Origin of the sequence: Guptibacillus sedimenti (assembly GCF_028610665.1) — a bacterium.
Lineage (GTDB): Bacteria > Bacillota > Bacilli > Bacillales > Guptibacillaceae > Guptibacillus > Guptibacillus sedimenti.
The window spans coordinates 1,055,175-1,067,781 of sequence record NZ_JAQQWV010000002.1 but is presented as its reverse complement, the minus strand read 5'-3'; the positions used below and the strand labels follow the sequence as shown (position 1 = coordinate 1,067,781).

Below are 12,607 nucleotides of genomic sequence, written 5' to 3'. Positions count from 1 at the left end.
TAGATCGTCTTTCCTGCTAGAGGAAATGTGTTCGACGATCCCTTATAGAGAGCTCTCGAATTCTTCGTACTCTTCGTCAGTGCTTGGCACTTCCAATTCGCCGCTCTGGATTTGCTCTTTATACTCTTCTACTTTTTGTAATGCTTCTTCAGAAACGTTCTCCTGTGTTTCAGCAATACCTACACCGTCTTCTTCAAGACCGAATTCCGTTACTTGTCCTCCTGGGAAATTACCATCCATTGTCTGCTTGGAAACTTCAATAACCGCTGTATCAACGCGCTTTACCATAGAAGTAAGCGTTACGTTCTCAGGCATACCTTCTTCGTGCTGATCACGGTCTACACCGATTACCCAAACTTTCTCACCATTTTTCGCACGGTTCTTCGCTTCTGTGAACACGCCGTTCCCTGTTCCGCCAGCAGCGTGATAAATGATATCTGCGCCTTTGTCATAAAGCGTTGCCGCAATTTGCTGGCCTTTTTCAGCTGCGTTGAAATCATCTGCATACTGTGTGAAAATCTCGGCATCCGGATTAACCGATTTCACTCCTGCTTTAAATCCACTTTCAAACTTTTTAATTAATTCAGAGTCAACTCCGCCAACGAAGCCAACTTTATTTGATTCAGACTGCATCCCTGCAATAACACCCACTAGGAAAGATCCTTGATGTTCTTTAAATGTAATGCTCGCAACGTTTTCCATCGGCTCATCATTCTCATTAACCGCAACACTATCAACAAGTGCTAGCTGCGCTTCAGGCTTTTGCGTCGCAATCGTTTGAATATCTTGCTGCATAAGGAATCCAATACCAAAGATCAAGTTATAGTCTTCACGAATCAAACCTGATAGGTTTGGTTGGTAATCACTTGCTGCAGTGGATTGCACATATTTGTAGCCTTTATCTTCTTCAAGGCCGTTATCTTTACCAAACTGCTGAAGACCTTCCCAAGCAGATTGGTTAAATGATTTATCATCTACACCGCCAGTATCTGTTACCATAGCTACTTTAAAGTTGTTGCTTTCACCTTCACTGCTCCCGCCGCCTGAACTTTCATTGTTCGCATCGTTTGTCCCACAAGCAGATAAAAGCGTTCCAGCAGCTAAAACAGCTGACAACATAAAACCATACTTCTTCTTCATCTTAATCCCCCTCATGTTTTTTAAACGCCGCCCGCTCTCTCTTCTCTCTATCGAGCTATGCTTTGTTTGGTTGCGTTTTCAAGGCGCCAAAAAAATAATATAAATGAAAATTGGACTTGAAACACGCTTGAAATATTTTTGAAAAAATAGTCATATTTCGACAATAACTATACCATTTTCAAGGAGATAAGGAAATAGTTTTTTGAAAAAAAGCTCGATTACCAATATTTTAAATGATAGAATTTCTAACGTTGTAAGGCTTTTTACTTTACATTAGACCAGCTATTTGTCCTTACGTAAAAAAAGAAGCGCAATCAGCTAGATTGCGCTTCTTCTTCCTTACTTATGAGTACTTCACGAGGCTTACTGCCTTCATATGGTCCAACAATTCCACGAGCTTCCATCGCATCAATCAGTCTAGCTGCTCGGGTATAGCCAATTCGAAATCTTCTTTGTAGCATTGAAACCGATGCCGTTTGCATTTCTGTAATGAGCTGAACCGCATCATCATACAAATCATCGTCCACCTCAGGCTGTGCTTCTTCAGGTTTATCCGTCGGAATCATTTCTTCCTGATACTGCGCTTTTTGCTGGGCGATGACAAAGTCAACAAGCTCTTCTACTTCTTCATCTGATAAAAAGGCACCCTGCACACGCTTCGGTTTATTTGCTCCAACAGGAAGGAAGAGCATATCTCCTTTTCCTAGCAGCTTCTCAGCACCACCCATATCGAGAATTGTTCGAGAATCCGTCATTGAAGAAACACTAAACGCAATACGTGATGGGATATTTGCTTTAATGACTCCGGTGATGACGTCTACAGACGGTCGCTGTGTTGCAATAATTAAATGGATGCCCGCTGCACGCGCCATTTGAGCAAGTCTTGTAATGGCATCCTCTACGTCACTAGAAGCTACCATCATTAAATCTGCTAGCTCATCGACGATCACAACGATATAAGGTAAAGAAGGTTGCTTCGCATCTGAAGTTTCATTATGGCGCTTAATATGATTGTTGTAGCCTTCAATATTCCTAGTACCAGTATGGGAAAACAGCTCATAACGGCGCTCCATTTCACTTACAACTTTCTTCAACGCCTGTGAAGCTTTTTTCGGATCTGTTACAACCGGTGCTAAAAGATGGGGGATCCCATTATAGACATTTAGCTCTACCATTTTAGGGTCAATCATCATCATCTTCACTTCATGCGGTTTCGCTTTCATCATTATGCTTGCAATAATGCCATTAATACAAACACTTTTACCACTACCAGTTGCGCCTGCTACAAGTAAGTGAGGCATTTTTGATAAATCGGAGACGACGGCTTCACCAGAAATATCGCGACCAAATCCAATCGCAACTTTTGAAGCATGAGACTGGTATTCCTTTGATTCAAGTACTTCCCTTAACGTCACCATCGCCACTTCGGAATTCGGCACTTCAATTCCGATTGCCGATTTACCTGGGATCGGCGCTTCAATTCGAAGGTCTCTTGCTGCAAGAGCAAGGGCAAGGTCATCCGTTAAATTCACAATTTTACTTACCTTCACACCCGTATCAGGGTAAACTTCATATTTAGTAACGGCTGGTCCTAAATGAACTTTCATCACTTTCGCTTTTACACCAAAACTCTCAAACGTCTTTTCTAATTTACGTGCGTTCGCAGAAATTTGCTGACGTTCATTGTCCTGCGACACCTTCTTTGGCGGCTGAAGTAATGAAAGGGATGGAAGAAGATAATCCTTGTTTTCCAATTCTCCCACCGTTAATGATTGAATTGGCGTACCATCTGCTGTTTCCTTATTGGACTCGCTTCCTTCTGTCGCTTCTTTCTCAACAGGTGGTTCGGCCTGCGTTGGATAAGCACTTTCTGTAAAGGTTCGTATTTCAGGTTCAAATGGGGCTTCTTCTTCTTGAGTATTCTTTGGTGCTTCAGAAACATCATACGTTTCTTCTGGCTCAATCGACGATTCTTGCTCTCTTAAAGCAGCACGCTGTTCTTTCTTTTCTCTTCTTGCATTCTTGCTTTCAGATAGAAGAGATTTCGCTTCATCATATGTGTTCAGGACAAAGTTCTTTACCCAGTCGAGCGCTTTTCCTAGCACATCGCTGAAAGACTTTCCTGTAATGAGAACGAAAGAAAGTAAAATCATTAGAAACGCAATCAGCTGCGTTCCTGTTGCGTCAAATAGTCTGTAGCAGAAAGCAAAGAGAAGCGCACCGATCATGCCACCGCCGAGCGGGCTAGATTCTGATGGATCGCTAACATCCATTCGGAAGAGTTCATATGTATTGGCGATAACCGATGGACTATCCCACTGCCCTTCACGAGACAGCGTTTCAAATAAGCCAACGTGACTTAGCAATAAAAAGGACGTTCCAAGCAAATAAAATCCAGCCAATCTCCTTGACCAGAACGACGGGAGCTTCCTTTTCACAATTAAATAACCCGCGAACAGAACGAGACCTGCAATAATAAGGCCATACCACTCTCCTGCAAAAAAACGAAACATATGGTAAATGGCTCGTCCGACAACCCCCATTTTCAAAACACCTAAAACGGTAAACGCCAGAACGGTTAAACCGATAAATTCAATTTTGACCTGCGACTGCCAGGCGGCCTGTTTCTTCGTTGCTTTTTTTCTTTTACGTTTTGCCATTTTCTCACCTCTATACAAGCCATAGCTGGTGAAAAAAGCAGCCATTTCCGGCTGCTTTTTGTTCACCAATCTATTCCTAGTATACCACATCTTCCCGTGGTCCTATAGGCTCTATTTCAGGGGAGAGGTCGATAATGTTAACATTTGCCCTGGCTGTGTAGCGTCATTTAAATAGTCTTGTGGATCTGTGCTCAGCACCTGAACGACGCGACACTCGGTAAGCGATGTTCTCTCAACGAGTAACTGTACGCCATTCCATTCGATGATCTTTTGTTGCTCATACACGCTCTGGTCCGGTGGGAAAACCGCTTCGTTCGGAAGAATGGTGTAAAGAATCATTGGACAATGTCACCCTCTTGTTTGCCTTTGTATTCTTCAATTAATTCATTTAGCTTTTTCATCGCTGGTCCTACGGCACCAACCTCATCAATTAAACCGTAGCTTACCGCATCATCTCCGACGACGTTTGTTCCAATATCTCTCGTCAAATTTCCTCGTGAAAACATGAGTTCTTTAAACTTCTCTTCAGTAATATTCGAATGCCTCGTAACAAAACTTACCACACGCTCTTGCATCTTATCTAAATACTCAAATGTTTGCGGGACACCGATCACTAAGCCGGTCAAACGCACAGGATGAATCGTCATCGTTGCCGTTTCAGCAACAAAAGAATGGTTCGCCGCAACAGCGATTGGAACGCCTATCGAATGTCCACCGCCGAGAACGATCGATACTGACGGTTTTGAGAGTGATGCAATCATCTCAGATATAGCGAGTCCTGCTTCCACGTCGCCCCCTACTGTATTTAGAAGAATTAACACGCCTTCAATCTTCGGATTTTGCTCAATGGCTACAATTTGCGGGATGAGATGCTCATATTTCGTTGTTTTATTTTGAGGCGGTAACTGTACGTGTCCTTCTATTTGACCAATGATCGTTAAACAATGAATATTCGACTGATCCATACTAGGGACGTTCGTTTGTCCTAGCTGCTGGATTTTATCCACTAACGTTGATTTTGATTGATCATCTTTTTTCGGATCAGGCTCCTGACCCGGGTTTTCATTACGATACTCACTGTTCATACTGGTACCCCTTCCTTACTCTGGTACTAGTAGTATGAACGAGAGGTGATTTTACCATTCATCCGAAAAAGCGAAACAATGAGTAATTCACTTTACTGTTATATAACGAAAAAAGCGGACGCAGCTGCGTCCGTTTCATTTCCTTACTTATTTAGCGCTGCCGCAAGCGATGAGCGTTCTTCTGCTGTTAGAGGAACCATCGGCAAACGAACACTCCCAACATCCATTCCTTTTAATTGAAGGGCTGTTTTCACAGGAGATGGGCTTGGTGCCTTAAAGAGTTCATTCATAATTGGTAAAATTCGTTGATGGATTGATGCTGCTTCTTTCACCTCACCAGATTCATAAGCTGAAACCATTTGTTGCATTTCATTGCCAAGAACGTGTGAAGCTACTGAAATGACGCCATCCCCACCTACTGATAAGATCGGTAACGTTAAGCCATCGTCTCCGCTATAAACAGAGAAAGACGCTTCTGTACGGGTAATGATGTCAGTAATTTGATCAAGATCACCGCTCGCTTCTTTTACTGAGACAATGTTGCTGATTTTTGAAAGCTCAACAATCGTGTCTGCCGTCATGTTCACAACAGAGCGACCTGGAATGTTATAGATCATAACGGGAAGCTTCGTTGACTCAGCAATCGCTTTAAAATGCTCATAAAGACCTTTTTGGCCAGGTTTGCTGTAGTAAGGCGCTACGATCATAATCGCATCGACACCTACAGCTTCTGCTTTTTTCGTTAATTCGATCGACGCATGTGTATTGTTACTGCCAGTTCCTGCAATAATTGGTACTCTGCCCTCTGCCGCTTTCACCGAATGCTTAAAAAGGGCTACTTTCTCTTCGGAAGAAAGTGTTGGTGATTCACCCGTGGTACCTGCTACAACAAGTCCATCTGTTCCATTATTGATTAAATAGTTGATGAGTTGCTCTGTTTTAGCAAAATCAACGTATCCTTTACGATCAAATGGGGTCACCATTGCCGTAAGTACTTTTCCAAAATTCATCTCGTTCACTCCTTGCCTTTCACTTAAAGCTGATCCATCATCTGTTCCATTTCTTGCGCTGGATCCAGATGGAGGTTAAATGTTTCATGGAGCGCGTTCACAGCTGCTGAAAGATCACGCTGTCTCACAAGCACCCAGATTGTTGTATGAGAATCAGCTGATTGTAAAATATCAATGTTTTCTACCGCTAATGACTCGACAATTTTTGCCGTTACGCCCGGCACACCGCTCATGCCAGCACCAACTGCTGAAACCTTTGCACAATTTTCGATGACTTCTGGCTCATACCCCATGTTATTTAGCGTGACCACGGCGCGCTCCGTCATTTCTTCCATGACGGTGTACACAACACCCGTTAAGCTAATATTAATAAAGTCCACGCTAATCCCTTCTAGTGCCATCGCTTTAAATACGCGCGATTGTAAGTCGTATTGTCCTTCTTTCGCAAACACTTTAATTTGAGTAACGCCACTCACATGAGCAATACCCGTAATGAGCCGGTCTATAACTTGTTCACCCGTCGGTTTTCCAGTCGCAGATGTGACCAGGGTTCCAGTCGACGAGGAATACGTTGATCGGATTCTTAGTGGGATTTTTGCCTGCATCGCAATCTCAACTGCGCGCGGATGAATAACCTTCGCTCCTTGATACGCCATGTTGCATACTTCATTATAGGTTACGATCGAAAGCGGTCGGGCTTTTTCCACAATTCTTGGATCAGCCGTCATAATGCCTTCCACATCAGTAAAGATATCAACCCATTCAGCCGAAAGAGCAGCACCAAGTGCGGCTGCTGACGTGTCACTACCGCCACGGCCAAGCGTCGTTACATCCCCATCTTTTGTAACACCTTGAAAGCCTGTTACGACAACAACATCCATGAGCTTTAACTCTTCCATCAAACGTTCAGACTTCATTTCCAAAATTCTAGCTTTGCTATGCTCAGCTGTTGTCATGAATCCAGCCTGACCACCAGTATAGGCTGTTGCTTTCAAACCTTCATTTAAAAGGAGATTGGAAAAAACAACAGAGGAGATGCTTTCGCCACATGATACAAGCAAATCATACTCTCTAGAAGTTACTTTTCGATCTCGGTCGCCAATGAGGCTTAGAAGCGTGTCGGTTGCATAGGGATCGCCCTTACGTCCCATTGCGGAAACAACGACAACAACTTTATATCCATCGTTCACTGCGTCTTTAATATGGTTAACAGCTCTCAGTCTGCCGTCTTCACTTTTTAATGAAGTTCCGCCAAACTTCTGCACGATGACTTTCATTCAGAACACCTTCTTATGTCTATTTCAAAATATTTAGGTCGGATAGGCTTTCAGCAATTTGTACGGAATTCCATGCCGCCCCCTTCAGTAGATTATCAGAGACAATCCACATATGGAAGCCATTTTTTTGATTTAAATCTTTTCGAATGCGACCGACAAAAACGTCTGATTTGCCTACCGCATCAACTGGCATTGGGTAAACCTGATTTGCAGGATCATCTTTCAGCGTAACACCAGGCGCATTTTTCATGAGCTCTTTTACATCTTCTACGCTCACATCTTCCTTTCCAATTTCAACATAAACCGATTCAGCATGGCCCGTTTCAATTGGAAGACGAACGCAAGTCGCTGCAACATGAAGCTCAGCATCATGCATGATTTTCTTTGTTTCATTTATCATTTTCATTTCTTCATAAGTAAATCCGTTTTCTTCAAATACATCGATTTGTGGGATGGCATTGAAAGCGATCGGATAGTGCTTCTTGTCGCCTTTAACTGGCAATATTTGTGGTTCGTAGTTTTCTCCATTTAGCACCGCTTGAGACTGCTCTTTCATTTCAGTTACGGCATTTGCACCTGCTCCTGAAACGGCTTGATAAGTAGAAACAATAATTTTAGTAAGGCCATATGCTTGTTTCAGTGGTTCAAGTGCTGCAACCATCTGAATAGTAGAGCAGTTTGGATTTGCGATAATTCCCTTATGATCATTTAAGTCCCCTTCGTTTACCTCAGGTACAACAAGAGGCACTTCCGGGTCCATGCGGAATGCGCTGGTATTATCTACAACGATTGCTCCGTGTTTAACAGCTTCAGGCGCAAGTGCTTTTGATACACCGCCACCAGCACTAAATAAAGCGAGCTGAACCCCTTCAAACGCTTCAGGTGTCGCTTCCTTTACAGTTAGCTCCTCCCCTTTGAAGGTAACTTTCTTACCAGCTGAACGCGATGATGAAAGGAGCGTTAAGGTCGATATCGGAAAATCTCGTTCCTCTAGTGTTTTGATCATTTGTTGTCCGACTGCCCCTGTTGCTCCAACTACTGCTACATGATATTTTTTCCCGCTCATGACTTATTCTCCTCCCATATTCCATTCAAAATCCATCACAACAGAAGGAGAAACCGAGGTTTCTCCCCATTCTTAGTGATTTTATTCTCTATTCTATCATAAACCTATTCTAAAGAAAGATAAATCAATTGGTTAATCCAAATACCTTTCGATTAGAACTGGCTGAAGCTGTCTGCCGAGAAGGGCTTTTTCCACCGTTTCTCTTAACGAAGGCATACGAGCGACCAACGAGTTTGGTTTTTTCACCGGATCGTCCTGACCAAATGGGATAAAATAAATGTTCTTTGTGGACATCAACCTTAAAATATTCGTACCATTTAGTCCAAGTCCGTCGTTGGTAGAAATACCTAACACAACTGGTTTTTCATTACGTAAAGTTGCTTTTGCCCCCATTAATACTGGAGATTCAGTCATCGCATTCGCAAATTTACTAATGGAGTTTCCTGTTATTGGAGCAATCACCATGCAGTCTAGTGGTGTTTTGGGACCAAACGGCTCGGCCTTTACGATTGAATTAACTGCTTCATTACCTGTTATTTCTTCAATACGAGCGATCCAGTTTTCCCCTTCCCCAAAGCGTGTGTTTGTATTCATAACCGTATGGGAGACAAACGGAGTGACCTTCGCGCCTAATTGAACAAGTTCTTCGATTTGAGGAACAACCGCATCATACGTACAATGTGAACCTGTTAAACCAAACCCAATGTGTTTTCCTTTCAAACTCATGGCGTGTTCTCCTTTCCATTGTGAGACCGCTCAATTAATAACTGTGTCAGAACATTCGCAATAATTTTCCCTGCGGTTTTTGGGGCCACGATACCAGGAAGTCCTGGCGCAAGTAGTGCTTTAATTCCTCGCTTTTCAGCATAGCGAAAATCTGTACCACCTGGTTTTGAAGCAAGATCGATGACGAGCGTATGACCTGGCATTTTGGCGATTACTTGTGACGTGACGATTTGAACCGGAATGGTGTTGATGCACACATCTAGATTTGATACTTGGTTCGCTAGATCAGATAAATGAAACGGCTTTAACCCCATCTCTGTAATGCGTGCAATATGCTCCGGCTTTCTTGCCCCTACGCTAACATTCGCTCCAAGTGCATCGAAAGTTCTCGCAACAGACATTCCTACACGTCCAAGACCAAGTACAGCAATGTTGGATTGATGAATTGTAATATCTGTATGTTGAATTACCATCATGACCGTTCCTTCAACTGTTGGAATGGAATTATAAATGGCAACATCGTCTCGTTCAAATAAGCGAATTAAAGTTCTCGATGCTTCAGTGACCATTTTATCTAAACAACTGTTGCTAATTCCGCTATAAATCGTACAGTGTTCTGGCGTTTGTTTTAACTGATCAGCTGTTAATACGACTTTTTCATTTGAGAAGATCGTATCGACTTCTCCTTCGATCGTAGTTCCACTCACCGGAAGGACAATTGCATCAAGGGTATTTAGCTTTACTTCATCTAACGTACATTTGGTTGCACCAGTAAATCCGTGATCAAGCTGGTCGAAGCCGATTAAATACAAATCCGCATTTAATTCAGTCAGCTTCCGAATAATTTCAAGCTGGCGGGCATCACCGCCAATGACAGCGATATGTTGATTCGTTAGCATCGTTCCTCCCCTTTCCTTTTCCACGTCTTACTACGGGGATTATTGTAATTTCTCAACATTCTATGTGGGGTATGCCCGCTTGGTGAATCGATAAGAGTACCAGTTTTATTCCTTCTGATTGTTTTGCAAAATAATCATATCTCTCCCAATTGTTTCAATATGTTCCCACGGTATCGAGATCTCCTGGTCCTTTCGTTTGAGTCCCATCCATGAAGATTTTGGAATGATTAATTCTTTCAATAATCCTGTTTTTTCATCAAATAGGAGATCCGTCTGTCCCAGCACCCCGAGCTTACGTCCTTTTTCAATATCAATAAGCTCTTTCCCACTAAGTTGACTTAATCTCATAATACCGTCCCCCTTCTACACTGGTTGATAATCTTAGTCTATGAAAGAGTCTTTCTTGGAAGACATGAAAAAACCCGCCTTATTTAGGCGGGATCTCTCTTATGATTTCATGCTGCTTGGCAATTTGCCATTAGGGCTAATGAGGGAACTTGAAAATTCATCTGTAAACATGGACTGAATCATATTGTTTACTTTTTCATGATTAACGCTTTCAATATTTGTAATAATATCATCGAGAGAGCGATGCTGGTTTAACAACAATTCATTTTTACCGTTCCGACTCATTCGGCTATTTGTGCTTTCAAGACTAAGCATTAAGTTTCCTTTTAGCTGCTCTTTACAGTTCTTTAACTCTTTTGAAGTGATTCCATCACGTTTAAAGTCCTGAAGTGTTTTCTGAATCGTTTCATATAGACGATCAAGCTGGTTTTGAGCCGTTCCAGCATAAATTGTTAACAAGCCGCTATCTTGATAAGCAGAATGGTATGAGAACACCGAGTAAGCAAGACCTTGATCCTCCCGCACATCCTGGAAGAGACGACTACTCATGCTCCCACCAAGCACATTGTTCATGACGATTAAACTATAAATATCATCTGTGCCAAACGGCAACCCAGCATATCCCAAGCATAAGTGAGCTTGCTCTGTTTCTTTTTTGCGAGCGATTTGGCCAGAATGAAAGATTGGTGCCTGTACTTCAGGTTTTCCTGCAGGTGTTTCCCAGTGCTCAAAAGCCGCTTCAACTTTTTGCATAAAGGATTCGTCTATATTCCCTGCAATGGATACGACGATGTTGTCAGGGGTATAGTGCGTTTGCATGTACTCACGAAGCGTATCTCCAGAAAAATCTTTTAACGTTTCTTCTGTGCCTAGAATTGGCATCGCAAGCTCATGGTCACCATAGCTTGCTTGACTGAGCATATCATGAACAATATCATCTGGCGTATCTTCGTACATTTTGATTTCTTCATGCACAACGTTCTTCTCTTTCGCAAGCTCACCTGCTTCAAACGTTGACTGGAAAAACATATCCGTTAACACGTCAAGTGCATAATCTGCATGCTCATCAAGAACTTTTGCGTAGTAACACGTATACTCTTTGGATGTAAACGCATTAACTTGACCACCGATACTATCAAAGGATTCAGCGATTTCTTTTGCGCTACGCTTCTCTGTCCCCTTAAAAAACATATGTTCAAGAAAATGCGAGACCCCGTTTAACTCTTTAGGTTCAAAACGAGATCCAGTTCCAATCCATATCCCGATCGCAACCGATCGAACTGTTGGAATATTTTCTAACACTACTCTTACACCGTTTTTGCACGTTACTTTATTTATCAAGCTTGTTCCTCCTGTATCGAACCATTATGTTTCGTAACACTCCAAAATCACTATATCATTAATGTAGAATTGACACAATTCTATCACCTTTTCTCCACCCGCTTCGAATCTAACACTTGTGAGACTGTTCCTAACTGATAGCCTCTTTTTTCAACTCCCCGAATGAGTGCTTCTAAACTTTTCTCTGTTGGTTCAGTTGGATGCATCAAAATAAGCGCTCCTGCGTGTACATTTTCTAACACCTTTGCTGTTAAGGCTTGCGGGGCAGGTTTTTTCCAATCGACTGTATCAACTGACCATAACACAGTTTGCATCCCAAGTTCATCGGCAATTTTCACAGCATTATTTGCATAACTTCCACTTGGAGGGGCAAAAACAACAGGCTTTTTATCAAGAGTTGCTTCAATCACTTGATTTGTATCTTCAAGCTCTTTACGAATCGCCGCATCGCTTAACTGTTTTAAGTCAGGATGAGAATAAGCATGGTTCCCAATTTCATGACCTTCTTCATCAATCATCCGTACCATATCAGGGTTTTTCTTTGCCCAGGAGCCATCAAGAAAAAAAGTTGCGTGCGCGTTATATTTTTTAAATTGTTGTAGCATGTCAGGTAAATACTCTTCCCCCCATGCCACATTAATCATAAAGGCGACCATTGGCTTATTTGGATTTCCTTTGTAAACGGCAGTAGGTTCTAGATCATCTAACTGAATATCAGGCTCGACTTCTTTTCTTACAAGCATTTCTTCATCAAAAGTCTTACCTTTCATCTTCGCGTAAGACTCTTCTGCATCAACCATGATTCCATTATATCCAGGAATGCCTTTCCATACACGATCAACTACCGCATTCGCAGGTGGAATATCCATTCGTTCCTTCGCTTGTAAAATTTCATTATATAACGGACTTCCGTTGACACTGATTGTCGCTTGCTCTTTTAAATCAGTTAAATACATTGAAGTGTAGGGGTTCTGAAGTGAACCTGCTGCTACGCCTAAGATCATAATAAACACAATGAATTGAACCCAGGATTTCTTCATTCATCTGCCCCCTTT

At 42.3% G+C, this 12,607-nt stretch carries 12 protein-coding genes; all 12 read right to left on the bottom strand.

Going from position 1 to position 12,607, the window contains the following annotated elements; all coding sequences use genetic code 11:
- Positions 1–42: 42 nt before the first annotated feature.
- Complete coding sequence (locus tag PQ578_RS13875) at positions 43–1,140, bottom strand: BMP family lipoprotein (protein ID WP_273834863.1); 1,098 nt, start codon at positions 1,138–1,140, stop codon at positions 43–45.
- Positions 1,141–1,454: 314 nt separating this feature from the next.
- Entirely contained in the window at positions 1,455–3,800 is a 2,346-nt protein-coding gene (locus PQ578_RS13870) for a DNA translocase FtsK (protein WP_273834862.1), read from the bottom strand.
- Between the two features lie 111 nt (positions 3,801–3,911).
- A complete protein-coding gene (locus PQ578_RS13865; RefSeq protein WP_098443404.1) occupies positions 3,912–4,139 on the bottom strand; it encodes a YlzJ-like family protein in 228 nt (75 codons plus the stop codon).
- The gene (locus PQ578_RS13860; protein WP_098443403.1) at positions 4,136–4,885 is read right to left on the bottom strand and encodes a ClpP family protease; all 750 of its coding nucleotides are present in this window, start codon (positions 4,883–4,885) and stop codon (positions 4,136–4,138) included. The genes PQ578_RS13865 and PQ578_RS13860 overlap by 4 nt, the downstream gene beginning before the upstream one ends.
- Positions 4,886–5,028: 143 nt before the next feature.
- Positions 5,029–5,895, bottom strand: a complete 867-nt coding sequence (dapA, locus tag PQ578_RS13855) for a 4-hydroxy-tetrahydrodipicolinate synthase (protein ID WP_273834860.1) — start codon at positions 5,893–5,895, stop codon at positions 5,029–5,031.
- 23 nt (positions 5,896–5,918) lie between these two features.
- Positions 5,919–7,172, bottom strand: a complete 1,254-nt coding sequence (gene dapG, locus PQ578_RS13850; RefSeq protein WP_273834859.1) for an aspartate kinase — start codon at positions 7,170–7,172, stop codon at positions 5,919–5,921.
- Between the two features lie 19 nt (positions 7,173–7,191).
- Positions 7,192–8,238, bottom strand: a complete 1,047-nt coding sequence (gene asd / locus PQ578_RS13845; protein WP_273834857.1) for an aspartate-semialdehyde dehydrogenase — start codon at positions 8,236–8,238, stop codon at positions 7,192–7,194.
- A 132-nt stretch (positions 8,239–8,370) separates the two neighbouring features.
- Complete coding sequence (locus tag PQ578_RS13840; protein WP_159782382.1) at positions 8,371–8,964, bottom strand: dipicolinate synthase subunit B; 594 nt, start codon at positions 8,962–8,964, stop codon at positions 8,371–8,373.
- The gene (dpaA, locus tag PQ578_RS13835) at positions 8,961–9,863 is read right to left on the bottom strand and encodes a dipicolinic acid synthetase subunit A (protein ID WP_165995405.1); all 903 of its coding nucleotides are present in this window, start codon (positions 9,861–9,863) and stop codon (positions 8,961–8,963) included. Before dpaA ends, PQ578_RS13840 begins: the two co-directional genes overlap by 4 nt.
- 105 nt (positions 9,864–9,968) lie before the next feature.
- Positions 9,969–10,211, bottom strand: coding sequence for a YlmC/YmxH family sporulation protein (locus PQ578_RS13830; RefSeq protein ID WP_098443397.1), 243 nt, complete (start codon positions 10,209–10,211; stop codon positions 9,969–9,971).
- Between the two features lie 99 nt (positions 10,212–10,310).
- Entirely contained in the window at positions 10,311–11,552 is a 1,242-nt protein-coding gene (locus tag PQ578_RS13825) for a M16 family metallopeptidase (RefSeq protein WP_160919319.1), read from the bottom strand.
- Positions 11,553–11,635: 83 nt separating this feature from the next.
- Complete coding sequence (locus PQ578_RS13820) at positions 11,636–12,592, bottom strand: polysaccharide deacetylase family protein (RefSeq protein WP_273834855.1); 957 nt, start codon at positions 12,590–12,592, stop codon at positions 11,636–11,638.
- Between the last annotated feature and the right edge of the window lie 15 nt (positions 12,593–12,607).